Raw genomic sequence first — 26,075 nt, forward strand, 5'->3', positions numbered from 1 at the left:
AGGGCGGCGCTTGCAGTGATCGTCTTGATGTTCATCTCTAGCGGAGGCCCCTCCCAGTCGGTGGTGTGGTCCTGGCGTCGGCATCGATCCGGCGCTCTGGCCGCTCACGGATACAGCGGCAGGTCGGGCTTACACACAGTGCCCGATTCGGGCAGTCGCTGCGTCACGAGATAGCGCTCGGTGTATTCGGTTACGCAGGTGCTCTCGCCGTACGCACCGTGTCCCCAGCCGTCCAGCATCAGCAGGCGGGACCCGTCGAACAGCTGGTTGGCAACCCGCGCCCCACCGATCGGCGTGGAAGGGTCATGGGCATTCGCGACGACGAGTACCGGCGACGAGGTCTGGGTCCTCCACGGACCGCGAAAGGAGTCGCTCGGCGATCCCGGCCAGCTTGCGCAGATCGACGACCTCCAGGTCCAAAGCCGCCCGAACCAGGGCATTATGCGGTCGTCGCGCCTGCCTGCGTGTATCCATGCCCTTGGATCATCGGGGTTCGCCGAGTCAGAGCACGCGACCGCGGCGAACGGGTCGGCGACGGTCCGTGTCTCCGGCTCGTCGTACGCATCGGCAGCGTACAAGCCGCGGCGGAGGCGGTCATTGAATAGATCACGCAGCCGGCCGGTGATCCTCAGGGCCGCGGCCTGCGACCGTTGATAGGCCCGTGACCCGGTTCTCGAGGTCGACTGCACGTACAGGTATTGCACGTACTGTGCGAGTTGCTCGTAGAGACCACGCTCGTAAAGCCCCCCGAGCAGGTAGCTGACGACGCTACTATACGAGATCGGCTGACCGTCCACCGCGAGTTTCCCATTGCGCGCCTTTCTGACGACGGTGCGCCACTTTCCATACGCGTCACCGGCCGCACTGCAGCGCTCGGCCCCGACACGATCGCACTCAACTAGCGCGGACGTCAGCGCCTCGTACGCGCCTCGTCCGCTTCGCAGTCGGGTGGAGAATCCCAGCCGGTGCCCGCTTCTGCCGTGACCCTTCGACCAGGCGATCGGATCGAGCACGCCGTCGAGCACTATCGCGCGTATACGGTCGGGAAACATCGCGGCGTAGGTCTGACCGAGATAGGTACCGTACGAGATCCCGTAGTAGGTCAGCCGTTCCTCGCCGAGGGCGTCGCGCACAAGGTCCAGGTCGCGTGCGTTGTCGGCAGTCGAAGCATGGTCGAAGACAGCGTTGTGGTGGTTCGCGCAGAACGTGCGGTCGCTCGCGTCAGCCCGCAACCAACCGGTCTCCTCCTCGTCACCGAACGGAAACGCGACCGGCGGATGCACCGGATGGTCCCGGTACTTCCCTGTGCAAGTGACCGCCGTCGAGCGGCCGACGCCCCGCGGGTCGACGCCGACGATGTCGAACCGCTGCCTGACCTTCGTACCGAGTTCTCGGCCCGCGTCGGCGGCAAACTGGACGGCGCTAGCGCCGGGGCCACCGGGGTTGACGAACAGTGAGCCGATACGTCGGCTCGGATCGTCCGCAGGATCCCGGAGCAGCCCAAGGTCGATCTGTTCGCCGTACGGTTGGTCGTAGTCGAGGGGGACCTGGATGGTTGCGCAGTCGTAGCCAGGCTCGTCGTCACACTGGCGCCAGTCGACCTCGGCCACGTCAGCGTTCGCAGCGGGCGGCGACGTGAGTTCGTGTTGACTTCGCGCCTTGTCTGCGCCGCTGACCGAGCCGACCGCGGTGCCCGACGTGACGACGCTCAATGCGAGAGCGAGCACGGCGAGACAGACGACCTGGGATCGTCTCATGGTGAAGCTCCTGCGTTCGCTTGCACACGTCATTGGGTATGGGCTCCTTATCTGTCGTAGTTGAGGGCGCAGAAGTCCGAGTCACCACTGCGCGTTGGGCGAGTCAGCTGCCCGACGACCGCAGGGAGTCGTAGTCGTCCGGCAGCGCGATTTGGAGCTGGCCCGCAACGCCACCGCGCGGGGCGTAGATCGCGCGACCGGCCGGGAGGCGGCGTGCGACGACCCCGTTCACAAGGCGACCCTCCGTGCGGTCGCCGGACAGCACAACACCGGGCGTCTGGAGGTCGTTGAGCCTCTGCAGGAACGGCTCGAAGATGGCTCGAGACAACCCACCAGTTCGGCGTGCGACGACCAGGTGCAGGCCGAGGTCGCGGCCCTGGGGGAGGAACTCGAGCAGCGCGTGGAGCGGATTTCCCGACGGGTTGGCCACCAAGTCGTAATCGTCGACCAATATGACGACGTCCACACCGTTCCACCAGCTACGCCGACGAACCTGCTCGGCGGTGACGTCGTCGGGTGGTAGCCGGTCGCGTACGGCGCCCGCGACGTCGGCAGCGGTGGCGGCGGTCTGCTGGTCGTTGGTGCAGTAGGCGGCGAGGTACTCGGGTGGGACGGCATCGAGCAGACTCCGCCGGTAGTCGACAACGATGAACGCCAACTCGTCGGTCGTTCGCGACGCGGTCAGCTGTCGAAGCAGCAGCCTGAGTGTATTTGTCTTGCCCGCCTCACCGTCGCCGTACACCAGCAGGTGCGGGTCAGCCCCGAACAGGCTCACACCGGCGGGCTCGAGGTTGCGTTCCGACAGGCCAATGGGAATCGTCAGGTCGCCTCGCTCCACGACGGGGAGGCTCGTGACCGGGACCTGTTGCGGCAGCACCTCTACCGGCTGGACCGCAGTGGTCCACCGGGCGCGTGCGACCTCCATCAGCTGCCGTTGCGCTGCCGGAAGGTCGTCGGTCGTGCCGTGGCCGTCGATGCGAGGCAACGCCGCGTGGAAAACGAGGCCGTCGCCGACATGCACGAGCCCGCGGCCGGGTACGTCCTTGGGTAGCGCTTCCATTAGCTTGCGACCGATCCCGCTCTCGTACGCCTCGGTCAGGCGTAGCTCGAGTCGTCCGCCAAAACTTGACTGCATCCGGATTCGAACCTGTAGATTCTGCGCGACGGTGAGAATGACATGCACGCCGTAATTCGAGCCGCGGGCCGCGATCTCACCGATCGCGAACTCCAACGATTCGAAGTCCTCACGGAAACTGCCCCATCCGTCGACGATGAGGAAGATGTCGCCGGCGAGGTCCGGTCCGAACCGCCCATCGGCTCGCGCATCACGAAGGGCGGACATCGAGTCGAGACCATGATCGCGGAATTGCTCCTCACGACGTTCGATCAGCGAGACGACCTCGCTGACCGTGCGGCCGATCCGCTCAGGGTCCAGGCGGGTCGCGACCGACGCGACGTGCGGGAGGTTCTCGATGCCACGCAGGCTCCCGCCGCCGTAGTCCACGCAGTAGAACGCGACGTCACCGGGTGCGTAACGCAGCGCGAGCGAACTGACCAGTGTGCGGACAAGCGTGCTCTTGCCCGTCTGCGGCGCTCCGGCGATCACCAGGTTGCCGTCGGCGCCGGCGAAGTCCCACGTGAGCGGAAACTGACGCTGACGGGACGGATCATCGACCACACCCAAGGCAGCCTCGATTGTCGCCGGTTCTCCGCGCCGTTCCGGATCCTGTGCTCGGTCGAGCGGCAATCCGTACGGCAGCGGCTCGAGCCAGACCGGTCGGGCCTGATCGACTCCGGCGGCGACGAGGCGCTCGCACAGTACGTCGAGCACGGAGCTCCGCGAGTCGGTGCCGGCGCCCTCGACTCTTTCGAGGTCTGTGCTGGCGGCCGTGCGATCAATGCCACGCTGGGCGATCCAGGCGCCGATGCCGTTGACGGCAACGTACGGGACGACCGGCACCTCCGTCTTGGGCGCGTCCGACGGCGCGGCGTACGGCGCGGAGACCAGTGCGCCCTTGAACCGGTCGAATACGGACGTGTCGACCTTGAGGTAGCCCGATCCCGGTTCGGACGGTAGGTGGTAGGCGTCCGGTGTGCCGATCGCGTCGCGGGACTCGGATTCGGAGAACGTCCGCAGGCAGATCCGATACGACAAGTGCGACTCGAGTCCACGGATCTTACCCATCTCCAGCTTTTGAGTGGCAAGCAGGAGATGAACACCGACCGATCGGCCGATCCGGCCGATTGCGACGAACAGGTCGGCGAAGTCGGGCTTGGCGGTCAGCAGCTCGGCGAACTCATCGATGATCACCAGCAGGTGCGGCAGCGGCTCGAGTTTGTCGCCTGAGTCGATCAACGCCTGGTAAGCCGAGACATTCGGCAGGTTCCCCCGCTGCTTGAGCAGCTCCTGACGGCGGAGTATCTCACCGAACAGTGCCGAGTACATGCGGTCGACCAGCGACAAGTCGTCCTGCAGGTTGGTGATCATCCCCGCGAGGTGCGGGACGTTCTTCAACGCCGCGAATGTGGCGCCGCCCTTGAAGTCGACCAACAACAGCGCCAATCGGTCGGGAGCGTGTCCGATGACCAGGGACGCCACCAGGGTGCGGAGCATCTCGGACTTTCCCGACCCGGTGGCGCCTACGACCATGCCGTGCGGTCCCATTCCGCCGTGGGCGGACTCCTTTAGATCAAGGGGGACAACTCGGCCATCCGTTCCGACCCCGATTGGAACACGGAGCAGGTCTCTGGGCGACCGGGCCTGCCAGGTCACGTCCGTTCTCAGTGCGCCCGGGTCGTCGACCCCAAGTATCTCCGGGAGGTCGACGGTGTGCTCCGGGCGCGGCTCGCTGGCTCCGAGGTCAGCTGCGAGCCTCAGCGGAGCGAGCAGACGCGCGATGACCGTCGGGCAGCCGATCGGGACGCGGTCGACATCGAACGGAGCACTCCGGGCCTCCAGTGTGGCGGACCCATCTGCGCGGACAGTGATCCACTCGTCGGCCAAGGACAGGTCCGCGGCCTGCGGCGGTTGAATCACAATCAGGTGGATGCCGAGCTCGGCCAGACTGAATTCCACGTCCGGCAGATCGGACGGCGCGAGTGACGCGGACTGCTCGGTGTCGATGATCACGACCACGTGCTCCAGCGGGTCGGAGTCGCGCTCGCGGGAACGTGCGCCGATCCGGCGCTCGATGTGGGGTTGCAGCAGCGTAAACGCATCGGCGACGGATGCGGCGACGAGCCTCGCAGGCAAGTCACCGTCCATCACCTCGTCACCGGCCTGGACATGCGGCAGCCACTTCACCCAATCCCACGCTTCCGATCGCGAGACAGATCGCACCACGGCGAGTCGTACGTCTCGATACCTGTGAAAGGCAACCAACTGGCACGCCATCGCCGTCACCAGCCGCCGTGCGACGTCCGGGTCACCGCGGACACCGAGCATTCCGACTCCTCGCAGGTCGATCGGAATCGGTGCGTCCTGGATGATCGAGTATCGATCGAGCAGCGAAACGGCTGCATCGAGGCACAGTGGATCGAACTCGTTAAGTGGGCCGGTGTCCGCCTCCAGCCGCAAGCCCGCCTGAACGGGTTGATCACCGACCCCCACGCGCAGGCAAAGGTAGTCCGCGTGCCCGGGACGCCGCTCCCACCGGCGGCGGTCGTTGCGAACGAGATCCGGCAGCACCTCCGGAGCCGGATGACACCACGCGCCGAGGTCCCTTTGCGCGGCGACGGTACGTCGCAGGGTGTGGCGAAGGTCATCGATGTAGTTGAGATAGCGCTCGCGCGCCTGCCGCAGCAGGCGGCGTGGCCCCGTCCGCTGCGAGAGGATCATCACCAGGCCGACAGTGATCGATCCAACCAGGGCAGCAAGTGCGCCCACCGCGATCAGGCGATTGTGTCCGGCGTTGGACAGCGCGAGTGTCAGGGATCCGATTCCGCCGACGACCGGCATCAGGATCATCGCCGCTCCGGTCGCGGCCGGTGGAGCCTGCTGCTGGGCCGGCGGTTCAGCGATCGACAGCGAATTTTCGGGCACGGTCGGCGGCGCCGTCCGCGGCGGCCGCTTGACCACGGTTGTCGTCATCTGAGCCCCCACTGGGCGTCGCGACTTCGACGATCGGGATCATCGAGTCAGGTTTGAGGTCTGCGGTCCGGCGTGGTCAGTCGTCGGAGGCTTGCGCCTGTTGGGAACGCGCGCAGAGTTCGTTGGCGAGCTGGTTCCATGCCAGAGCCGTCTCGCGCGCAATGGAGGTGACGGTCTCGACGCAGTGTGGCGGAACGGCTTCGACGACCTTCGTCCGCTCATCCCGGGAGGTGAGATCGAGCTCGAAGGAACGGAGCAGCGCCCGTCCCACCTCGTTGAGTCGCAGGGACGGATCTCTGCGTAGGTGGTGCAGATGAGTCGCCCGGCGCGTTGGCCGCGCCGGCTCGCGACGCCCGTCCGGCCAGGTCTTACCTACTGACCGAATCCTCCGCTCGACGGCCGGCACGCTGGGCGATTGCGGACTGGACTTGCGTTGTTGCTCGGGTACGAGGTCGAGTCCGGACCGCAGCCGACGTCGTACGTCCATGACGGTGGATGGAGCCACGCCGGCCTCTGCCGCGATCTCTCTGAGACTCGCCTCCGGGCGAGCGGTTAACAGCTCGCCGGCCCGAAGTCTGCCGCGGGCCGCGTTTAACGGACGAATGCGTCCGTCCAAGCCGATGCGTCGTACCCCGGAACTAGTGTCCTCGGTCTCCGCGGCTCTGATCGACTCGATCCGCGTGGCTGTTAGACCGGTCGTCGACGCGACCATCCGGTCGGACCATTCGGGGTGGGATCGGAGAATCCTGGAGGCCGCGTTCATGCGCTCAGACGTTGACAGCGGCAAACCATGTGCGACGTTCGCGTGTACCGACAGCACGTACGCCGATCGGGCGTCGCCCTCGAACCACTGAACGTCGATCTCGGTCTCGCCGCGGATGCCCGCGGCGCGCAGCCGGTGCATACCGTCGACGACTCGCATCGATGCCTTGTCCACCACGATCGGAGGCAACTCCGACTCGATCAAGGCGAGCAGTTGTACGTGCTCCGGGTTCTCTCTGTTGCGCGGCGATATCGCCGGCCGCAACGACGTGATCGTCACCGTGTCGACGGACTGCGCCACGGACCCGAAGGCGCCCGCGGTCACCGCTGTCCGGTGGACGCTGTGCGCTTGCTCGGTGCTCATCTGCAACGTTCCCCTGTTCAACGCCTACCATCGGTCGCAACTCGTTGACGATCAGCGATTCTGGTAGGCGCCGATGCCGCGCCGATGCCGCGCCGATGCCGCGTCATCCGGCCAGCGGTAAGGGGTGTGCGCATGCCCGCGACGGGGACGGTGGTCCCGGGCGCGCGGCGCCGTTCGATTGCGAGGGAGAGCGCACTCGAATCTGGCTCTTCCAGACGCTGTCCGTCTTTGTATCTCAGACCGGTCTATGACGATAACGTTCGTACCGATTTGCGAGGTCGAACGCCGGTGGAGCCTCGGTCAGCCTTCTCGTTCCGGCACGCGCCTCACCTGTCGGACCTGATCGACCCGAACCGATCCGATCGTCGAGTAGATCGCCGCTGCCTCGTCCAACCGTCGAACCGCGGTCGGCGCGTCGCCGCTGTCCAAGTCGAGATCAGCAAGGCGCTCCAGCGCAATGCCTTGGCCCAACGGGTAGCCACACTTGTGCGCAGACCAAAGCGCCGCCTCGGCAACGTCCCGCGCCTGGTCTTCACGTCGCATGCTCCGCAGGCATCCCGCGAGAACGGCATCGGCGTGCACCGCGCGGAGCATACGACCCGAGTCACGAGCGAGCTCAGTCGCGTGAGTGACGCGACGCATCGCCCCGTCCGAGTCGCCGACGCCGAGCTCCAGACCCGCAAGACTCGTCAGTACATCGCATTGCACGCCGGTGTCTCGCATCTCCGTGGCAACGCTCAGCGCATACTCGAACTGTCGTCGAGCGCGCTCTGTGTCTTGCTGCGCACGGTAGACCTTCGCGAGCGTGGTCTGTACGTAGGGGACATTGCGCGGGTCGTCACGCTTGGCTCCGGTGATGTTCTCGATGACGATGCGATGGGCCTCGTCGATCGCACCGCGCTCGAGATGACAGTTCGCGAGCTCGTCTCGAAGACCCACCTCGAGACGGCGGTCACCGTGGGACTCGGCGACCCGCGCGGCCGCCGACAGGAGGTCGACCGCACGGCGAAGGTCGCCCGTGTAGCGCGTGAGCATGGCGATCACCCCTCGCGACAGATGGCCGCGTGCCTGACCGTGTCCGTCCTCGAGCTCGGCGCTCTCCCGCTGGGCGCGCTGCAGGTCGCCTGACTCCATCAGCGCGAGTACGAGGTTCTCCCGCGCGCGGGTCTCGAGCGACGGCTCACCGAATCGGCGGTAGCCACGCATCGCCTCCTCCTGATGCGCTATCGCCTCCTCCAAACGTCCGCTGGCTTGCGCGATGATCCCGAGGTTGATCCGGGCCGCGTTCGCGCCGCTTACACCGAGGGCCTCGTACAGCTCGACCGCGGTGGTCAGGTCCTCCTTCGCGTGAGTCGTGTCGCCGGTGTGGTATCGCAGAGCGCCTCGGCTATTCAGCATCGCGGCGATCCCCTCCCGATATCCGGCGCGCTGCGCGCCGAGCAACCCGCCTTCGACGGCCGCGAGCCAGTCAACGGTGTGGCCGCGAAGCATGAAGTAGCCACGGAGCGCGTCCGCGAGATAGCACGCCTTCTCATATGGGCCGTCCGCCGCCGCCGCTCGTACGGCCGCAATGATGGCCGGCCGGTCCTCATCGATCTGATCCAGCGAGGGCTCCGGATCCAAAACCACCGTGAGGTCGGTCGTCGCTCGTGGCAACCTGCTCACGGTCATGACAGGCTGTACGGCGAGGTCGGTCATGGCGATGTAGTAGTCGAGAAGCCGCTCCCTGGCTCGTAGCCGGTCGGCGTGGGACTCTTCGATCAGGCACTGTTGCCACACGTAGCTCCGGATCAAGTCGTGGAACCGGTAGCGCCGCTCGGCACGGATCAGCAGGCTCGCCGCCGCCAGCTCGTCGAGCAGCCTGGCTGTCGTCCTCTCGTCCGAATCCAGAACGGCGCAGACCGCACGTACCGAGAAGTCGGCTTCGGCGATCGTGCTCAGTATCCTGAGGAGTCGCTGCTGATCTGTGGACAGCAGGCTGTACGACCAGCTGAACGCACTCGATAAGTCGGCACGCTCGTCGCCCTCCACTCGCAGGGCGGCCAACGCACCATGCGCGCGGAGCTGCTCCGCGTACTCGGCGATCGACAGTCGTTGGTGCAAGGCCAGATGAGCAGCGGCAAGTCGCAGTGCCAGCGCGAGCCCGCCGCACAGCGCCGACAGGGCGCGAACCGCCGCATCCTCACGGGTCACTCGCGCGCGCCCGACGGCTTGGGTGAGTAACTCTCGTGATTCGTCCGGCGAGAGTACGTCGAGCCCTATCTGGTGTGCGCCGGGATCGACGACGAGCCCCGCGAGCTCGTTTCGGCTGGTCACAATGACCGCCGAGCCACCGGAACCGGGCAGCAGGTCGCGGACCTGGTCCTCAGTCCGCACGTTGTCGAGCACAACCAGTACCCGCTTGTCCGCCAACAGAGACCGGTAAGTGGCCGTCTGCTCGGGGCGCGTTATGGGGATGGTCTCGGCGGGCAGGCCGAGCGCTTGCATGAACCGACCCAATACCTCTTCGACGCTGACATCCGGACCCGGGGCATATGCTCGAAGGTCGCAGTACAACTCGCCGTCGGGGAACGCTGCCGCGGATGCGTGCGCGGCGTGGACCGCAAGGGTGGTCTTGCCGACGCCTGCCGGACCGGTCATGAGCAGTACGAGCGCCGATCCGCCGTCGACGGCCGAGCCGAGCAGCCCTGCCACCTGGTCGCTCTCACCCCTGCGCCCGACGAAGCCGCTGCTCGCGATCGGCAGCTGATGGGGCACGGCGGGCAGAACGTCCTGGTCGACGCGCTCAGCCGACTCCGCGTCGGCCTGCAGGATCGTCTCGTGCGCCTTGCGCAGCTCCCTGCCAGGCGCGACACCGAGCTCGTCGAGCAGCAGCGTCGCCACCTCGCGATAGGCCCCGAGGGCCTCACCGGTTCGCCCGGATCCGTGCAGTGCACGCATCCACTGGGCCCAGAATCGCTCATGCAGCGGATGCTCCTTGACCAGCGTCATCAGCTCTCCGACGACCTCCCGGTGACGACCCAACTGCAGATCAAGCTCGACCCGACGCTCCAGGGTGCGCAGGTACAGCTCCACCAGTCGCGGGCGCTCGTCCTGGACCAGCGAGTCGGAGGACACATTCGACAGCGGCGACTGGCTGCTCCAAAGACTGAGCGCGTGACTCAGAATCCGCGACTCCGCAGCAGGGTCCCCGCTGGCCGACGCTGCATCAGCGTCTGCGAGTAGTCCGCGGAACCGGAGCAGATCGAGCTGACCGTCCGCGACTACCAGGCGGTATCCATCCAGGTCAGTGCGAATAACGTCGTCGCCAAGGATGCGACGCACCCGCAAGATGTACTTCTGTACGATCGCTCGCGCGTTGTTCGGGTCGGCGCCGTCCCATAGCACGTCGATGAGCTCGCCGATGCTGACCGTGCGGTTGCTGCGGAGCAACAGTGTTGCCAGCACAATCCGTAGTTTGCCAGCTGTGACCTCGACCGGACGGCCGTCGCGGTGCACTTCGAGCGGGCCAAGGACCTGGTAGTCCACGACTGTGCTCACCCGCCCAAACAACTCGGAGCCCCGGTCGACAACCGGGCTCCCGCCGTGGCGCGAGCCACGGCCGCAGTCTCGATCCTACCGACGGTCAGACTCGTCACCGGGTCGACCGGCTCCGGTCCGCCGGCCGGGACCACGCTGGCGTGCGGGCGAGTGAGCACAGACCGCGGACCGGCCGACGTCAGTACGTCACGGACCGAACGAGGTGTTCGCATGCGCGATCGAATCGCCGAACCGATCGAGGTGGTTGTGACTGCAGGTCGCCGTCACGATCTCCTGGACGGCCGACAATAGATCGCCAACGCCGACCGGGTCGAGCAACGAATGGACGGCTTGCGACTCGGCGGCCAGGCGCTGCGCCGAAACACGGACCTTCCCGACCCGGCGAGCGGCCGTCACGGCACACATCAGGAGCTGAACCGCACGGTCGACCGACTCGCGAGGGTCGTGCGCGAAGTCGGCGATCCTCTGTGGCCGGCAGACGAACGGCGCGACATCCGCGAAGGCGAGGACCTGGTCACGGACGTCGAGACCCAGATTGGCGACGTGGGTCGAATACTGCTGTCCGTCTTCGAGTAGCAAGGCGGTCAGCAGTCCGAGTCCCGCGACCTGCGAGTCCGCGTAGGTCTCGTCGAAGTCTGACGATCGTGAGGTCACGGGTGCAAAGCCGGGTTGCCGAAGGCCGTAATGCACGAGAGGCTCTGGCAGATGAGCCGCGAGCAGATATGGGTTCTTCATGTCGACGCCCTTTTCACCTGGTCGATCCTTCGTAGGATTGTCCACAATCCAACACCCAGCGTTCGACTGCAAGGTTTGCGCACTCGAACGGCGACGACGCGGCCAGCGAGACCGATCGCTTCCCCGCAGTCATGCACAAACGCCCCGCAGCTGGTGCCGCTGTGGGGCGTCAGGTTCCGGCCGGCTGCGGCCGTTTACCGGCTACAGCAGGTGGTCGCGATTCAGGCGGGCGACCAGTGCCTCCGCATCCGGGGCTCGGGTTCGGGCGACGTCGGCTGCGGCGGTTGCGCTGGACTCGATGTCATGAGCGGCACCGCTGATATTCTGACCGAGTTGGTCGATTCTGTGCGCGAGCTCGTTCGTCGGAGTCGACCAGGTCGAGTGGTAGTGAGCGAGTGCCGCGCTGAGCCCCGTGTGCCCGACGACGTCCTCGGCCTTGGTCACCGTCGAGAGGAAGTCGTTCGCGACAGATCGCGCGTCGTCGACCAGCGACCTGACGGCGCGTCCGGCGCCATCGACCGCCGACACGTGCATGTCCACATCCGCGCTCATCGTCAAAGTCCGGGTGTCTGCCGATGCCCCGAGGACGGGGGTCAGCCCTGAAGCCGGTTCAGCGCGCGGGTCATACCCGTGCGGTGGATATCCTGCATGTCACCCACCCCGGTCTGCGCCTTGATCCCCGCCCCATCAACCTCCTCATAGAGGCCGAGGTGTCCACGGTTGAGACTCAGGTTCTGGTCCGAACCACTGCCGCCGTCGAGCTGTGCCGACAACGAGCGGTACGCACCGTCGGTGCGGTCTAGAGCGTCGGCGTTGAAGGCCTTCTCCTTGCTGAGCTCGGCATCGAAGTCGTCGACCGCGGCGAAGTCCCAGCGAATGTGGTCACTACTCATGATCTCTCTCCTTCGTGGGTACGTCAGCCTGCGTTGAGCCGTGCCGACATCACGTTGTCCGCGACATTGCTGGTGTGCTCGTACGTCGTGGCCGCGCCGTTGTATGCGTCCTCGGTTGCGTGGGCGTGCTCGATGGCGAATTCGGCCTTACGTTCTGCGATGTCGCTCGATTGCCGGCTCATACCTCCCGAGGTAGCCGCGCGGGTCATGCCAATGGCCCGCACACCTCGGCCCGACGGCCCCGCGAGACGACCTGTGAGGCCTTCGCTGGCCGCCTCCATGCGTCTGCCTTGCATAAGATGAGCGTCGGCCTCGTCGGCATGCTCGGTCGCGACGCGTCCAACTCCCGCGATGCCTTCGTTGAGGTTGACGAACGAATCCGACATGTCCAGCCCCTTCGCTTCGTGTACTCGGTGCGCTTCGTGTACGGCGAGAGTGACGCTAGCGCTGACTGCTGTGCCACGACAGCGTTCGAGCCGCCAAATCCCGACAGCGAATCAGTTCCGGCTGCGCTCGCCCGCACCTATGGTTGTGATCCGGCGCACACCGACGCCAGGCGAAAGGATGCCTATGCTCTTCCCGCACCACCGGGCGTCGCCGGCAGCGATCCAGGCCACGGCGTTGCGAGCGGGTGGAATCGCGCACGACTCGAGCGCATTGATGGACGCGGTTAACGGCCAGGCTCGCTCGGCTGGCGGCGCCGTAACCGGAACCTTGGCGGCTCCGCTGCTGAGTGCGCCGGCTCCAGTGATCCAGTCCGGGGCACAGGTCTCCGACGCCGCGACCCTGGTCGGCGGCTGTCTGCGCCGGTGGGCGGCCTCGGTGACGCTCTACAACATAGGGATCGACGACCTCAACGCTCGATACCAGTTCCTGTCGTCCGAGCCCGCGCTCGACACGGGCAACATCACGTCGTCGTGGGCCCCGGCCCAGGATCCCCCCGAGGAGGCCATGGCCACCATGCGCTCCGCACTTCACCTCGAGAAGGCCCGCCTCGACCACATGCTCGACGCCGAGGCCGAGCGACTCTCCACCCTCCTGGAAGAAGGCCCCACCCAAGACGCCCTGGACGGTCTCGCAGAGGGTGGAGACACTCCTTCGTTCTGGGATGAGTTCTGGGAAAGGCTGCGGGCGGGCATGCGTGGCCAAATTGTGCCTCCCGAGAACGCCTCGCCATTCGACCTCGCGCGCTGGATCGCGCTTCGCGGCACGATCGGGATCTGGTCTCTAACGGATTGGTACACCGTCGCTCGCGGCGGCTGGATGTTCGGCCGGTCCCCGGTCGGATGGACGAAGTGGGCGAACCCTTGGTGGACGTGGACACCGGACATGTTCCCCGTTCAGGACGCCCAGTACTGGTCAAAGATCGCCTCGGTCGCGAAGGGGGCAACCCTCGCTCTCACCGGCGTGTCCGGCTTCACCCAGCAGTGGCAGGAGGATTCTGACAGGCCCGACCTCCAGACAAGCGACAAGTGGACCCGCGCACTGAGCGTCGGTACGTTCGACGCCGCCGTGGTCGGTATCGGAGGGTCAGCCGGATTCCAGGGGGGCCTGGCGGGTGCACGATTCGGCGCGATCATCGGAATCGGTGGCGGCCCCGCGGGGATGGCGGTCGGCGCCCTCGTCGGGGCAACGGTCGGAGCCGTAGCCGGTTACGTCCTCGCGGACATGGCAACCGAGTCATTGATGCCCGACGAGCCTGCGCCACCGCTGCATCCGATCCGCACCCCGCCCGGCGTCTTCGAGCAACGATTGCCCCCTGTCGAGCCGCCGCTGCTGATCGAACCGGCGCCACCCATCCAGGTGCCCGGCCTGACCGACCCTCTGCTCCCACCCAAGGTCGATGTCGAACTGGGAGATTCGTACTGGCGGATATCGGAGCGTCTGCTGCCTTGGGACTCCACCGAACGGGAGATCCTCGACCTCAAGGACGAACTGATAGCAGCCAACCCGCACACCGGACCGAACCAGGATCTGCTGCTCCCACATACCATTCTCGACGTCCCGCAACGCTGACCGTTCACTCGATCGACCGACGGCGCGAAGGCGAAGTACTGCCGAAGCCCGTTGCCTGGGTAGGTCAATGGCGCCTGCGACTGCGGTCCCGACTCGGCCGGATCATCCAGGAAGTCAGGGGTGTGACTGGAAACCGCATCGCCGAGATCTGTTGCGGCGTTGGCGATATCGATCCTGGGGATGCGCAGGCCCTGGCTTCGCATCGGGTTCAGGTTGGCACGTCAGGAAGGTGAGGCAAGAACAGCGTCGTGTGGTCCGGGAAACCGAGCATCGAGATCGTCACGGCGCAGCGTGAGGATCCGCTGGGATCCCCTGGGACGCGGTCGCGCAGGGCGCCCGCCTCGCGCAGCACCTTCTGGTGGTGGGAGAACGCAGAGCGGCCCATCATCCCCAGGTCGGGGTCGGCCTGCAACGTGGCGCGTCCCGATCGACTTGCCGTACGAGGCGGAGAGGCTGCTTGACGCAATGTAACTACTAGTATGTACAGTGGCGTCATGGACACACGCACACATCTGGTGGAAGCAACCCGAGGTCTGCTCTGGGAACGCGGCTATGCAGCGACTAGTCCCAAAGACATCCTGAGTCGCGCGGGAGCAGGACAAGGCAGCATGTACCACCACTTCACGGGTAAGCAGGAGCTGGCTGTTACTGCCTTGGAGGAGAGCGCGGCTGCGATGCGAGCAGAAGCAGGTGGACTGCTATCTGGAGAGGGCACGTCCGCGGAGCGAGTGATTGCCTATCTGGAGCGTCAGCGGGATTCCTTGCGAGGCTGTCGCATGGGCCGCATGACCTACGACGCGGATGTCTTGGCCACACCGGACCTGCTTCGTCCGGTGGCAGAGACCTTCGGGTGGCTGGTCGAGACGATTGCCAAGGTCATCGCCCAAGGCATCGAGGAACGCGAGTTCCCAGCCGCCACCAACGCGCACCAACTCGCGTCCATGGTGGTCGCGACCGTGCAGGGCGGCTATGTGTTGGCTCGGGCGCAGCAGGACCCGGCCGCCTTCGACGCAGCGGTGGAAGGTGCTACAAGGCTCCTGCTGAGCTGGAGCCAGCGATGACGGCCCCCGCTGCCCACTTCGCCGGCTCGGTCTCCGCCGAGGAGCTCGCTGTGCCGACAGGAGACTCGCTACTGGCTGTTTATGCAGTCACCTTCGAGGCGGGTGCGCACACCCACTGGCACATCCACCCCAAGGCGCAAGGTCTCTTTGTCATACGCGGTGTCGCGCTTGTCCATGTAGAGGGCCATCGGCCCGTTCGGCTCGGAGCGGGCGGCAGCGTCTGGATCAGCGCCATTGGCACGGCGCAAGCCCTGATGGGGAGATGACCCACGTGGCGTACCAAGAGGCCACGAATGACGGAACCACGATCGAATGGCACGAACCCGTGCCCGCATGGAGATACGCCCAAGCAGCCAGGGAGAACCACTGATGTACGGCATGCAGTACCAGATCGTCCTGCCTACCGACTACGACATGAACATCATCCGAGCGCGGGTCCGCAAGACCGGTCACCTGATGGACGGCTTCGCCGGACTTGAGTTCAAGGCCTACCTGATCCAGGAGAAGGCCGAGGGCGCGCCGCGCAACGCCTACGCACCGTTCTACGTCTGGCGCGACATCGATGGGATGCGAAATTTCTGCTGGGGCGAACCGGGCTACGCCGCCATCGTGCGCGACTTCGGCCGGCAGCCCATCCAAGACTGGACAGTCCACAAGATCGTCGATGGCCCCGCCGCGAATGCGCAGGCCCGAAGCCTCACGGTCAAGACCATGCCGCTACCCATGGGCACTGCCCCCTCCCGCTGCGTGGATGCACTCACCGAAGACCCCCTCAGCCGCCTTGACGACACCACGGTCTCGCTCGTAACCGCTGTCGATGTGACCACGTGGAATCTCATCGTGGTCGAGCTCAGCACTAAGGAGGCCGACCATGTTGCGACTGACGTTGCCGCCTACGAAGTCCTTCACGTCTCCGCGTCTGCTTGACCACACGCGTCCCGAAGGGAACCGGTCAGGTGGAACGTAGCGGCAGCCGCCTTCGATGACCCGAACCTGATCGGCCCGGCCGGCCTGGTGCCGCTGCGGCGGCTCGCCGAGAATTGCGGCTGACAACGCTGGCGCGGGAGCACCTGTCGGTGCCCACGGACAAGGGCGCGAACGCTGGCCTGAAAGTGGCCTCGCTGGTCAGATGGCCGGTGGCGCCGACAGCATCGATGACCTGGCGTTGCTGCGACACGGTGCGATTGCAAAGGTGCTGCACCGGCCGTACGCACCGTCCACCCTGGGTTCGTTCCTGCGCGCATTCACGTTCGGCCACGTCCGGCAGCTGGACGCGGTCGGGTCTCGGTTCCTGACAGGACTCGCCCGGTCGACACCGGTCACCGCCGGGGCCCAACGGCTGCGCAAGGGTGCCTGTGGGTCACCCCCGGCGCGAACTGCCTGGTCACCGACGCCCTTGCCACCCTTGGAACGGTGCGGGGTCCGGCCAGTGGGCAGGTTCTGCTGCGTGCTGACTCCGCTTTCTACGGACACCCCACCATCCCTGCCGCGGTCCGGGCTGGAGCGGACGTGTCCGTCACCGTCCGTCACCGTCCGTCTCGATCCGAGAGTCAAAGCGGACATCGCGACGATCCCCGACGAACGCGTGGAGCACGATCGAGTACACCGACGCCATCTTCGACGAGGCCACTGGCCGGTGGGTCTCTCGTGCTGAGGTCGCCGAGATCGACTTCACCGCGTTCAGCTCCAAGAAACGCAGCGAGCAAGACCCCGGACGGTTGGTCGTGCGGCGGACACCGACCTGAACATCAAGCATGGCGAGGGTCAGGGCACCCTGTTCGACACGTGGCGGTTCCACGTGTTCTTCACCACCACCGGCCCGGACGTGGTGGGCACCATCGCGGCGGACAAGACCCACCGGCAGCACGCGATCATCTAGCAGGTCCACGCCGATCTAAAAGCATCCGCGCTGGCACACCTGCCCTCAGGACGCTTCACCGCGAACAGTGCCTGGTTGGTGCTGGCCGTGATGGCGTTCAACCTCACCCGTGCCGCGGCCACCCTCACCGGCAGCACCACGTTCGCGAAGGCAACGACACCAAGCATCCGCCGCAAGCTCATCAGTGTGCCCGCACGGATCGCATCCTCTGCCCGGCGCATCACGTTGCATTTGCCCATCGGCTGGCCATGGAAAGACGCCTGGACGCGACTGTTCAACAGCACCTGCGGGCCACCCGGAACGGTCCCAACCTGACCGACCCGCCGGAACGGCCCAAGACGAAAGCAGAGTGCAACACCCCGGCAGCGAGACAGGGCACTCCGCCACGCCCGCCGACAATCTCAGAGCCTTGCCGCCCGAATCCCTATGCCGTCGCGGCAAATCGGTGGATCGAGGCTTGGAAGTAACCTGTGGCTTCGCCGGCGGTATCGAGCTCGTGGCGTCGGTTCCACACGGCGTAGACGAGGACGCCATTGGAGGCGACGCTAAGCGGTGCGATCGCCGTGCCGGACGTCTTGCTGATCGCACCGACGTACCTCACATCCGAGCCATACTTGCCGAACGGCGCACACGCGGCATCCCCACACCGACCACGGCGTGTCGTCGCACCATCGCCCGTGCGACGTTCTGCTCACACGCCAAGCCTTCAAGGCATCGACGCAGCACGGTGATCCGCCGACGACCGCAAGGGCTAAGTAGGCGCTAATCGATCCGGCGCGGACCGACCACCACTCAGTCTGCGCCCGCGACCCGCAGAATCGGCAAGGCATCGCCGTCCGGGAAGCGTCCGTGTCGACGGCGGACGCGGCCGCCTTCGTGCCTGCGGATCGGCTGCGTCGCGCAGCGGGCACACCGAGGAGTGGGCGGCTGTCGGCGAACGGGTGAGAGTCTTTGGACCCGCGGTTGTCAGATGCTCTGTGCCCTACACCGTCAAGAATCGGCGCCCGACAACGCGAACTGTAAAGGGAATGGGAACCCAATCAGTCATCGGGGGAACTTGCGCCAGCGAACTCAAGCGGAGGCAGCAGGCTTCGTGCGTCGTGCCCGGCGAACCACATGCCCATGACAAACGCCGCCATCGCCTCCATGAGTCTCGCCCGCCGCAATCCTCCCCCGTGGACCGCTCGGAGTCCGAGATCGGAAACGAGCGTGTCGACTACGGCAAGAGCGGTCGGATCGTCTCCGCACATCGCCACTGTGAACGGCCTGTCGTCGAATGATCGGGGGGCATCCCGCCACGCTTCTGCCGCACACATGTTGAATGCTTTGACGACGGGAGCGCCACCGGCCGCTCTGGCGACGTCTTCAGCGACAGCCGGCGTCGACACGTCGAACGATCCCGGCGGCACGGAGAAAGCATCGGGAGCCAGCGCGTTAGTGCAGTCGATGATCGTCCGGCCATCGAGTATGAACGGTTCGGGCGCCGCCTCCGTGAGCGCACTACTGGCCACGGCTCCTGGCACTGCTAACAGAATGGCCTCCCCAAACGAGGCTGCCTGAGCGGTACTTCCCGCAAGGGTGCCGCTGCCCAGACGCTGCGCTAGCGCCGCGGCCCGTTCGGTGTTGCGCCCCCCAATCAACACCTGATGCCCGGCGGCCACCCATCCCGAGCCCAGGGCCTCGGCGATCGAGCCGGCTCCGATGATTCCGATATGCATATGCTGCCTCTCATGTCTGGTGGCGTCTTCCTGTACAGAAGGCTAGAGACCCCAACACTTACCGCGAGGTGCGTAACGCGACAGGGCAGCTAGGTGTAGGAGGGCAGGACGTTGGTGACGCCTGCCTGGAGTCGCGCCGCTGGCGGTCGACCTCGGGCCATGCTGTGGGGTCGGTGGTAGTTGTAGTGGATGTTCCACACGGCGATGGCCGCTGATCGGACGTCTTCGCTGGTGAACTCTCGGGCGTAGAGGAGTTCTTCGGCGAGGATGCGTTGATAGCGCTCGACTTTGCCGTTGTGTCGCGGGGTGTAGGGCCTGGTCTTCTGGTGGCGCGTGGCCTCGCCGACCACTCGTGCGAAGTCGCCTGAGCGGTAGCAGGCGCCGTTGTCGGTGACGACTCGGTGAATGTGGCTGATGCCGTGCGACGCGAACCAGACCTTGGCCCGGGCGAGGAAGGCTGCCGCGGTCTGTCCCTTCTCGTCAGGGAGCGGTTCGGTGTAGGCGAGCCGGGAGAATCCGTCGATCGCGGAGTGCAGATAGGTGTAGCCCGCTTTAGCCCCTGCGGTCTTGGCTCGGTCGACAGCGCGCTTCTGCTGGCTGTCACGGCCGTGGATCCGCCAACCTCCGCCGTCGGGGATGCGGCCGACCTTCTTGACGTCGAGGTGGACCATGTGGCCGGGCCAGCGGGCGGTGATCTTGCCCGGCTGGCGGTTGGAATCACCGTTCGGGTCGAGGAACCGTCGGTGGTTCAGTCCGAGGTGTCCGAGATGTCGTGTGACGGTTCGGCGGTTGACCCGCATGCCTTGATCGGCCAGCTCGTGGGCGATCCGCTGCGCTGACCACTTCTCTTCCCGACGCCATGTCTCGATCTGGGCGACTACCGTTGCCGGCGTAGCGGTGGGGCTGTGGTGTGGTGCCGAGGATCGGTCGAGCAGACCGAACTCGCCGTGACGCCGCCATCTGTTGACCCATTTGCTCGCGCAGGCACGGGAGATGCCCATCTCTGCCGCGACGTGGGCGATGGGCCTGGTGCGGCATCGCTCGATGAGCCGACGGCGCCCTTCGACGGTCAGCGGCGCGTTCTTGTGCGTCACCGGGCCGCACCCGGCGCGGACGCTCGGCGTGCGGTGTCGCGGTTGTCGATGGCCTGGTGAACCTCGCTGATGGCCGTGCGGATGGTGTTGCTGTAGGCATCGTCGGACAGTGCAGATGTGTGTTGCTCGGCGTTGTTGATGTGCTCGGCAGCCGCTTCGAACGCGCCCAGGCGGCGGAGGTTGTCGGCGATGTTGAGGTAGAGGCTCGGGTAGAACCCGGCCACGTGGAGGCTGGCGTGATGTTGCTGGGCGCGTTCGTCGGTGAGGGCGTCGGCGGCATCGAGGGCGCGGACGTCCCAGATGAGAGCCCCCGCGGGGTCGTCGTAGAGGTCAGCCAGGTAGTGAGCGAGCGTGCAGCGGTGGAACGGGTCGCCCGCAACCCCGATCTGTCGCCAGATCGCGAGCAGGTCGCGCCGGGCCGACTCGGGGTCCCCCTGGCGTCCGAGGATCATGGCGTTGCTGATCGCTTCCATCGTCGGATCGGGCGTCGCGGCATTGTCGGTCATGAGATCGGTCCAGTCCTTGTCATCTTCGGTGGTGAACGAGGTCGTCGCGCCGTCGTCCAGGGTGTGGGGCCGTCCGTCAGGACGGATCGGTTCGGCAGGGCATGACGAGCGTGGTGAGGTCGCCGTCGTCGGCTGACCGGACAGTGGCTGGCTGGTCGGGCCCGCGAAGATCGACCATCACATCGTTGCCGAGCGCGTGACTCAGCGCGGGGTACAACGTGGTCAGCTCGAACCACAGCGTCAGGTCGGGACCCGTCGCGGTGCCGTTGAGAGCCGTGACGGCGTCGGGCAGCAGGAGACTCGGCTGGCCGTCCGCGATCGTCAGTCCGATCTTCTCCGGTGCTTGCTCTAGCGCTTTGAGGAGTTGCTGTGTCTCGATCGTCACTCGATGTGTCACCGCGGGGAGTGACCCGATCAGAAGCCTGTGGTCAGGGAAGACCTCGGTCAGCAGGCGGCAGTAGGCCGCGGTGCCGTCGGTCGTGCGGAGGGCCAGCGTCCGTTCGCCCGCTTCCAACGTCACGGTCAGACTTCGCCGGAGCTGCGAGGTGGCGCTCTGGAGGTCGTCTCCGGCCAGCGTTGCTGCCCACGAAGCCGCAGACGCCTCGCTGGGCACCAGCGTCCGCGTGGCAAGGCGGTAGCGATCGGTCGCGGTCAGGGAGATCGCGTCGGGATCCACTTCCAGGCGGACACCGGACAGGACCGGGATCTCGGGGTCGTGAGTAGTCGTGGCCAGCACCTGATCGACCGCCGCGGCGAGGACCGGACCCGGTAGAACACACAGGGTGAGGCAGGTGCCCTCGTCGAGGGACGCCTTGAGTCTCGCAGCGGTCTGCCGCATCCCGCTGGCCTCGGCGGCGACCTTGACCACCTGCTCGTCGATGAGCCGCGCGGCCTCCTCGGAACTGACGATGAAGAACTGGCCGATCGTCGGCAGTGGCATCCCTATCTCGCGCAACTGACGCAGCTGCAGAGCACGCACCAACTGCGACTCGCGGTAGAACCGGTAGCCCGTCACCGGGTCGACCTGCTCGGGACGAAGCAAGCCGGCGTCGTCATAGAACCTCAACGCGCTCGCCGTCAGCCCGGCGAGCTTGGCGAACGCGCCGATCGACATCAACTCTGGGTCAGCCACCCGACCATCGTCCGGCCTCAACCAACTCGAAGGTCAACCCCAATGACAGCCGTCAACAACGTCTCGCCCCGCAACAACTAGGCTTAGTGTTTTCCGTCCACGTTCGTGGGCATGACTCCGCGCCGGCGTGACGACTATGGGCGTTCATTTCGTAGGGCTGTCCGTTACGATCGAGTTGTCAGGATCTGAGCTCGGAGACAACACGCACTCCAAGGAAGGTGCTGAGAGCGTGGAGACCGCCGCCGTCAAGTACCCGAACTACGGCGACTTCGCCGCTGACTGCCCGGCTCGCGCAGCCCTAGATCTGTTCGCGCACACCTGGCTTCCTGTCGTGGTCTTCGTGCTTCGTGACGGCCCGATGCGACCAAGCCAATTGCAGCGAGCGATGGGTGGGGTCAGCCAAAAAGTACTCAACGACACGCTTCACCTTCTCGAGCAGCGAGGCATGCTTGTGCGCCGCCGGTATCGGGAGGCGCCGCCGCGCGTCGAGTACGAGCTGACGTCCGCGGGTCGCGACCTTCTCGTCCCGATTCTTGCGCTTGGTCAGTGGGCCCATCGTCACGCGAGCCACCTCGTGCCGGATGATTGACCGGCACAAGGTGTGAGGTTAGGACCGAGTCGATGACAGCCTCGAGACGGGCGAGCGTGCTCGGTTGCCGTCATGAGTTCCGCTTCTCTGCGGCACGGCTGGCTGGCCACCGCGCCTGGAATACGGTCGAGATGGACAGCGGCATGCCAAAAGGAAGGTGGGCCGGTGGCGGTCATTACCCGCGGGCAAGTCCTCCGAGTCCGGTGTCCTCGATGCCGCCTACGGCTCCAGTCGTCCTCAATGACGTTCCGGCCTACCTCGGTCAATCCAGGTGGGTCTTCTCCAGCCGGAGCAGCAGCATCGGGACAGGAATCCCGCGGGCGGCCGCAAGTCCAACCTCGATTGAGCTGGGTCCCCGCGTCTGCGGTCTCACAAGATGGGGCGAGACCCCGGTCGACGTGTCGACGGCACCGGTTAGTATGGAAAGGTTGATCTCGTGCCACATCACGGTTGTTCGACCAGGTCTGCAGTGAGTCGCAGACCTCTCCGAGGTCGCCGGCCTCGACCGGCTTGGTTCGTCAAGGTCGGCTTGGCTGAGTCCGTCGACGGCGGCGAGCAGAATTGACCTGACGGCGTTCAGCCGACGGGTGGCTCGCTTGACCGCAAGCGGTAAGACGCCCAAAACATATCGGGCCACACGGCAGTCAATCAGTGCAGGAGAACGGCTTGCACTGTCGGACTGACGAATGCTGTCGAACGTCACGCGTTGCCGATAACGGACCAGTGCGAACCACAGATCCGTTACTATTCGTTCGATCGCGGGAGCTACCAGTCAGGTCGCGACGCGCATCGTGCCGCCGATTCAGCATCTTGGCGATGTTCAGAACCGACTCGTCACGGGTGCGGACCACAGCCAATGACACGCCGACCAGCACGCCGGCGGTATCCAGCCGAGCGACGGTGTCGTCGAACCTTCGTGCGCGGGTCGTCAGTTCCGGCAGGACTCGTGCCCACTCATCAGAGAACCACACTTCCCAGACACGGGTGAGGAAATCCAGGACGCGGCGACGCGCCGCCTGGATCGTCAACCAATGCTTGGACTACAGCAACCATAAGCGGCCCAAGCGCACGTGCCTGCACCGCCCCGGCAAGTCCGGAGTCTCCGGACACGCCGGGGCGGTGCCCACACAGCAAGGGGTTCGTGCCGTGAGCGAAGCCGTCGGCACGTTCCTTGTGGACATGTCTCTCCTCCGGGGTGTCACGTTCGGAACCGTGCGTGGCAGATCCTTGGAGCCGAGTAGATTCAGCCGTCTCGGGCCATTCCTCGGCTCCTTCGCTCCCCTTGCGATTCCACGGCGATGCCATGGGATGGGTACGACCATCCTTGCGTGGCTAGGATGATTCTGGCTGTGTCGGTCCCGGCTCGTAGGCCGTAGTGAAGGCTGGTCGACTTCGCGGGCAGCGTCGGTGACCAGGCCCTGGATGCCGCCACCACGAGGGATCAGCTGCCGAACCGCTTCCCGACTGACGAGGAGACTCGAGTCGGAGTGCCCACCCAGAACCGCCGAGGCCCTCGATCGGTTCTGCAGTTCTGAGCGAGGCTCGCCGTACGAAATTAGCTTGGCGTCGTCGTGTAGTCGATGTAGGTGTGTTCGCCGTGGAGCAGAGTGACGATCCCGGCGGGCCCGTCTTGATCGAGTTTTGGTGCGTCGCCGCTGCTGAGCGTTACCCGGAGCCGTTCTCCGGACATGAATCGCCAGTGTGTGTCGCCCAGTCCGATTGTGTAGTCGGTCGGTTCTCCCGGGATGACGGGCACCTCATGCTCAAGACCGCGACGCAGTTGGGCCCGGAGGTATCCGGTTTCGACCGGCAGTGTCGCGCCGGACTCGGCCACGACTTCTAGCTTGCTGACGAGGTAGGCGTCGGGGGTCGTGACGGTTGCTCGTAGATGCATCGTCACGGGGCCGGTAACCACTGTGTTGCGTTCGAACGGCGGCAAGGTAAATGTCAATCTCTTACGAGTCGTTCGGCCTCGGCCGTTCGATAGGTACTGGTCGGACAGACTCTGATCCTGACTCGGATCGGTCGGCAACGTGCCCAGCGAGGTCACTGATGGCCCGTCGGCGCCGTTCGCCGCGTAGGCGCTTTCCGCTGCTTGCGGTGTCGTTCTGCTCAGGCCTCCGTTGGCTGTCGGGTAGACCCTCTGGTTCGAGGCATCTTCAGGTGGCCAGGTGTCGTAGGCTTTCCATGCACCGTTGTCTCCTGATGAGTTCGATTCGAAACTCGTCACTCGAGACGGTGGCAGTTTGGCGTCGTCGAGGTTCATCAACCAGCGGTCGAGCCACTGCAGTAGTACGCCGGTGCTGATGGCGTTCGGATTGCGGGGTGCGGGTTCGCCTGGAACCTCGTCTGGGTGCACGTGTGTCCACGGTCCGTACAGGAGCCAGGTCCTGTCAGGTCGCTGTGCGAGGGCGTCAAAGCCCCCGCTCTTGAAGATGTCGAAGTAGCCGCCCAGGTGGAGCACCGGGATCGATATGTCGTCGAGCTTGTTCGTGGTGGCGATCTGCTTCCAGAAGTCGTCGTAGAGCGGATGGTCGCGGAAACCCTTCAGCACGTTGACTTGCGCCTGATCGGTGATCAGCGGAAGCTGCGCCCAGACGGTCATGTTGGAGGAGGACGGGATTCCGCCCGGATAGACCCAATCTGCGTAGATGTTCGTGGGCGAGTTCGCCGGGATGATCGTGACCAGATGCGGCGGTCGCAACGCAGCCACTCGATAGGCCGTGATCGAGCCGTAGCTCTCACCGGTCTGTGCGATCTTGCCGGTCGACGTCGGTTGGTCGGCCATCCACTCGATGGCGTCGTAGTTGTCGCGGGTCTCCTGCGGTTGGAACCAGGTCTGGTAGATGCCGTCTGAGTCACCGGAGCCACGGACATCGCAGGCAAGAACCTCGTAGCCCCGCTCTGCGTAGTACGGCGCCTTGTTGATCATGCTTCCGGGATTCTCCTTGCCGTAGGGCGTGAAGTTGAGAAAGATCCCCGGATGCCGCGCACCGTCCGCCTCACCGTCACGGCCTGGTTGATAGCGCACGCACGAGAGCGCCTTGCCGTCGCGTAGGGGTACCCGTACGTCGGACTTGACGCTGTCGTAGGTCGCTGCTCGGGCATAGGTCAACCACTCATGGGTCTGCGCAGGTGCCGACGCCACGCTGAGCGGTTGTGTCAGCGCCGCCCTGTCCTGCGACGGGTTGACGCTTCCCTCGCCCGTCACGGCGAGCACGCCGATCAGAACAGTGACCGCCGCGGCGACGGCGAACACGACGCGCATGGGTGCGCTCACTCTGGCCATGGCATGTCCTCTCATTGACGCACCCATATCTGGGTACTATCGTTCGCGATATCGTACCCAATTGTTTCGTTGGATGGAAGGCTGAAAATGAAAGAACGTATCGGAGACTCCTCGGTCTTTGGACTATCGACCTTCGGCTTCGCACTGGCGATGCTGGGACTCGAGCTGTTGATCGGCCAGAGTCTCGCGGGCGCCACGCTGTACGCCGTGCTGGTCGCCGGACTCGGCGAGACGCTCGGTGGGTTGTTCGCGCTGGTCAGAGGCGACGGCTATCTGGCCGGGGTTCTCACGACCTTTGGCCTGTGGCTGATCGGCTACTACTTCTATCTGACCCAGGGCGCGGCCGCGGGTGCTGTGTCGGATGAGTCGACCGGTGCGCTCGTGCTGTTGCTGATCGCGCCGTTGCTGATCCTCGCCTATCCGGCCATGCGAGCCGGACGCGTCGTGCTCTCCGTCGCGTTTCTGGCGATCGCCCTCACGCTCGGCGCCGTCGGCATCGGCACTCTCGCGGGCCAGAACTCCCTACTTCAGATCGGCGGCGTGCTGTCACTGATCTCGGCGGCGGCGATCTGGTACCTCGCGGCGGAGGCCGGTCAGCACTCCTACGCCGAAGCTCACGCGGAGGCGTGAGTAGGCGACACGGCGTCCCG

General features: G+C 65.7%; 20 protein-coding genes and 1 pseudogene. 7 read left to right on the forward strand and 14 right to left on the reverse strand.

Features of this window, described 5'->3' with window-relative positions; genetic code table 11:
* Window positions 1-104: 104 nt before the first annotated feature.
* From L0C25_RS04205 to L0C25_RS04240, 8 genes are all read right to left on the reverse strand, one after another.
* A complete protein-coding gene (locus L0C25_RS04205; RefSeq protein WP_271635166.1) occupies window positions 105-1,757 on the reverse strand; it encodes an alpha/beta hydrolase in 1,653 nt (550 codons plus the stop codon).
* A gap of 103 nt (window positions 1,758-1,860) precedes the next feature.
* Window positions 1,861-5,847, reverse strand: a complete 3,987-nt coding sequence (gene eccCa, locus L0C25_RS04210; RefSeq protein ID WP_271635167.1) for a type VII secretion protein EccCa — start codon at window positions 5,845-5,847, stop codon at window positions 1,861-1,863.
* Window positions 5,848-5,923: 76 nt separating this feature from the next.
* The gene (locus L0C25_RS04215; protein WP_271635168.1) at window positions 5,924-6,973 is read right to left on the reverse strand and encodes a ParB/RepB/Spo0J family partition protein; all 1,050 of its coding nucleotides are present in this window, start codon (window positions 6,971-6,973) and stop codon (window positions 5,924-5,926) included.
* A 300-nt stretch (window positions 6,974-7,273) separates the two neighbouring features.
* Window positions 7,274-10,513 carry an AfsR/SARP family transcriptional regulator gene (locus L0C25_RS04220; RefSeq protein ID WP_271635169.1) on the reverse strand — a complete coding sequence of 1,080 codons (3,240 nt, stop codon included), beginning with the start codon at window positions 10,511-10,513 and terminating at the stop codon, window positions 7,274-7,276.
* Between the two features lie 186 nt (window positions 10,514-10,699).
* Complete coding sequence (locus tag L0C25_RS04225; RefSeq protein WP_271635170.1) at window positions 10,700-11,248, reverse strand: hypothetical protein; 549 nt, start codon at window positions 11,246-11,248, stop codon at window positions 10,700-10,702.
* A gap of 201 nt (window positions 11,249-11,449) precedes the next feature.
* Entirely contained in the window at window positions 11,450-11,800 is a 351-nt protein-coding gene (locus L0C25_RS04230; protein WP_271635171.1) for a hypothetical protein, read from the reverse strand.
* A 41-nt stretch (window positions 11,801-11,841) separates the two neighbouring features.
* Window positions 11,842-12,141 carry a hypothetical protein gene (locus L0C25_RS04235; protein ID WP_271635172.1) on the reverse strand — a complete coding sequence of 100 codons (300 nt, stop codon included), beginning with the start codon at window positions 12,139-12,141 and terminating at the stop codon, window positions 11,842-11,844.
* Between the two features lie 23 nt (window positions 12,142-12,164).
* Window positions 12,165-12,527, reverse strand: coding sequence for a hypothetical protein (locus tag L0C25_RS04240; RefSeq protein ID WP_271635173.1), 363 nt, complete (start codon window positions 12,525-12,527; stop codon window positions 12,165-12,167).
* 184 nt (window positions 12,528-12,711) lie between these two features.
* Between L0C25_RS04240 and L0C25_RS04245 the strand changes: the two genes are divergently transcribed.
* The 5 genes and pseudogenes from L0C25_RS04245 to L0C25_RS04260 all read left to right on the forward strand — a co-directional run bounded on the left by L0C25_RS04245 (window position 12,712) and on the right by L0C25_RS04260 (window position 17,412).
* The gene (locus tag L0C25_RS04245; protein WP_271635174.1) at window positions 12,712-14,157 is read left to right on the forward strand and encodes a hypothetical protein; all 1,446 of its coding nucleotides are present in this window, start codon (window positions 12,712-12,714) and stop codon (window positions 14,155-14,157) included.
* 494 nt (window positions 14,158-14,651) lie between these two features.
* Window positions 14,652-15,218, forward strand: coding sequence for a TetR/AcrR family transcriptional regulator (locus L0C25_RS04250; protein ID WP_271635175.1), 567 nt, complete (start codon window positions 14,652-14,654; stop codon window positions 15,216-15,218).
* Window positions 15,215-15,484 (forward strand): cupin domain-containing protein, encoded by a 270-nt coding sequence (locus L0C25_RS24135; RefSeq protein WP_408641669.1) that lies wholly within the window; start codon window positions 15,215-15,217, stop codon window positions 15,482-15,484. Before L0C25_RS04250 ends, L0C25_RS24135 begins: the two co-directional genes overlap by 4 nt.
* A 103-nt stretch (window positions 15,485-15,587) precedes the next feature.
* Window positions 15,588-16,145, forward strand: coding sequence for a DUF4865 family protein (locus tag L0C25_RS04255; RefSeq protein WP_271635176.1), 558 nt, complete (start codon window positions 15,588-15,590; stop codon window positions 16,143-16,145).
* Between the two features lie 66 nt (window positions 16,146-16,211).
* Window positions 16,212-17,412: pseudogene (locus L0C25_RS04260) on the forward strand (IS1380 family transposase).
* Between the two features lie 725 nt (window positions 17,413-18,137).
* On the opposite strand, the gene L0C25_RS04265 reads toward L0C25_RS04260, so the two are convergent.
* From L0C25_RS04265 to L0C25_RS04280, 4 genes are all read right to left on the reverse strand, one after another.
* Window positions 18,138-18,815 carry an NADPH-dependent F420 reductase gene (locus tag L0C25_RS04265; protein WP_271635178.1) on the reverse strand — a complete coding sequence of 226 codons (678 nt, stop codon included), beginning with the start codon at window positions 18,813-18,815 and terminating at the stop codon, window positions 18,138-18,140.
* An 89-nt stretch (window positions 18,816-18,904) separates the two neighbouring features.
* Window positions 18,905-19,909, reverse strand: coding sequence for an IS481 family transposase (locus tag L0C25_RS04270; protein WP_271635179.1), 1,005 nt, complete (start codon window positions 19,907-19,909; stop codon window positions 18,905-18,907).
* A complete protein-coding gene (locus tag L0C25_RS04275) occupies window positions 19,906-20,415 on the reverse strand; it encodes a hypothetical protein (RefSeq protein ID WP_271635180.1) in 510 nt (169 codons plus the stop codon). The genes L0C25_RS04270 and L0C25_RS04275 overlap by 4 nt, the downstream gene beginning before the upstream one ends.
* Before the next feature lie 76 nt (window positions 20,416-20,491).
* A complete protein-coding gene (locus L0C25_RS04280; protein ID WP_271635181.1) occupies window positions 20,492-21,547 on the reverse strand; it encodes a DNA polymerase III subunit beta family protein in 1,056 nt (351 codons plus the stop codon).
* 229 nt (window positions 21,548-21,776) lie between these two features.
* Between L0C25_RS04280 and L0C25_RS04285 the strand changes: the two genes are divergently transcribed.
* On the forward strand, window positions 21,777-22,136 hold the full coding sequence (locus tag L0C25_RS04285; RefSeq protein WP_271635182.1) for a winged helix-turn-helix transcriptional regulator: 360 nt from the start codon (window positions 21,777-21,779) through the stop codon (window positions 22,134-22,136).
* A gap of 644 nt (window positions 22,137-22,780) precedes the next feature.
* Here L0C25_RS04285 and L0C25_RS24140 read toward each other — a convergent pair.
* Both L0C25_RS24140 and L0C25_RS04290 read right to left on the reverse strand, forming a co-directional pair.
* Window positions 22,781-23,164, reverse strand: coding sequence for a DUF5937 family protein (locus L0C25_RS24140; RefSeq protein WP_408641670.1), 384 nt, complete (start codon window positions 23,162-23,164; stop codon window positions 22,781-22,783).
* A gap of 527 nt (window positions 23,165-23,691) precedes the next feature.
* A complete protein-coding gene (locus L0C25_RS04290; RefSeq protein WP_271635183.1) occupies window positions 23,692-25,425 on the reverse strand; it encodes a CocE/NonD family hydrolase in 1,734 nt (577 codons plus the stop codon).
* 87 nt (window positions 25,426-25,512) lie between these two features.
* Here L0C25_RS04290 and L0C25_RS04295 point away from each other — a divergent pair, with 87 nt between their 5' ends.
* The gene (locus L0C25_RS04295) at window positions 25,513-26,055 is read left to right on the forward strand and encodes a GPR1/FUN34/YaaH family transporter (RefSeq protein WP_271635184.1); all 543 of its coding nucleotides are present in this window, start codon (window positions 25,513-25,515) and stop codon (window positions 26,053-26,055) included.
* Window positions 26,056-26,075: the final 20 nt, after the last annotated feature.

Origin of the sequence: Solicola gregarius (assembly GCF_025790165.1) — a bacterium.
GTDB lineage: Bacteria > Actinomycetota > Actinomycetes > Propionibacteriales > Nocardioidaceae > Solicola > Solicola gregarius.

What these genes read in the sequence shown, in the direction of transcription:
- L0C25_RS04295 (WP_271635184.1), top strand. Translation starts at nt 25,513, where the DNA reads ATGAAAGAACGTATCGGAGACTCCTCGGTCTTTGGACTATCGACCTTC.
- L0C25_RS04255 (WP_271635176.1), top strand. Translation starts at nt 15,588, where the DNA reads ATGTACGGCATGCAGTACCAGATCGTCCTGCCTACCGACTACGACATG.
- L0C25_RS04275 (WP_271635180.1), bottom strand. Translation starts at nt 20,415, where the DNA reads ATGACCGACAATGCCGCGACGCCCGATCCGACGATGGAAGCGATCAGC.
- L0C25_RS04245 (WP_271635174.1), top strand. Translation starts at nt 12,712, where the DNA reads ATGCTCTTCCCGCACCACCGGGCGTCGCCGGCAGCGATCCAGGCCACG.
- L0C25_RS04240 (WP_271635173.1), bottom strand. Translation starts at nt 12,527, where the DNA reads ATGTCGGATTCGTTCGTCAACCTCAACGAAGGCATCGCGGGAGTTGGA.
- L0C25_RS04215 (WP_271635168.1), bottom strand. Translation starts at nt 6,973, where the DNA reads ATGAGCACCGAGCAAGCGCACAGCGTCCACCGGACAGCGGTGACCGCG.
- L0C25_RS04230 (WP_271635171.1), bottom strand. Translation starts at nt 11,800, where the DNA reads ATGAGCGCGGATGTGGACATGCACGTGTCGGCGGTCGATGGCGCCGGA.
- L0C25_RS04205 (WP_271635166.1), bottom strand. Translation starts at nt 1,757, where the DNA reads ATGAGACGATCCCAGGTCGTCTGTCTCGCCGTGCTCGCTCTCGCATTG.
- L0C25_RS04265 (WP_271635178.1), bottom strand. Translation starts at nt 18,815, where the DNA reads ATGCATATCGGAATCATCGGAGCCGGCTCGATCGCCGAGGCCCTGGGC.
- L0C25_RS04225 (WP_271635170.1), bottom strand. Translation starts at nt 11,248, where the DNA reads ATGAAGAACCCATATCTGCTCGCGGCTCATCTGCCAGAGCCTCTCGTG.
- L0C25_RS24135 (WP_408641669.1), top strand. Translation starts at nt 15,215, where the DNA reads ATGACGGCCCCCGCTGCCCACTTCGCCGGCTCGGTCTCCGCCGAGGAG.
- L0C25_RS04235 (WP_271635172.1), bottom strand. Translation starts at nt 12,141, where the DNA reads ATGAGTAGTGACCACATTCGCTGGGACTTCGCCGCGGTCGACGACTTC.
- L0C25_RS04290 (WP_271635183.1), bottom strand. Translation starts at nt 25,425, where the DNA reads ATGGCCAGAGTGAGCGCACCCATGCGCGTCGTGTTCGCCGTCGCCGCG.
- L0C25_RS04250 (WP_271635175.1), top strand. Translation starts at nt 14,652, where the DNA reads ATGGACACACGCACACATCTGGTGGAAGCAACCCGAGGTCTGCTCTGG.
- eccCa (WP_271635167.1), bottom strand. Translation starts at nt 5,847, where the DNA reads ATGACGACAACCGTGGTCAAGCGGCCGCCGCGGACGGCGCCGCCGACC.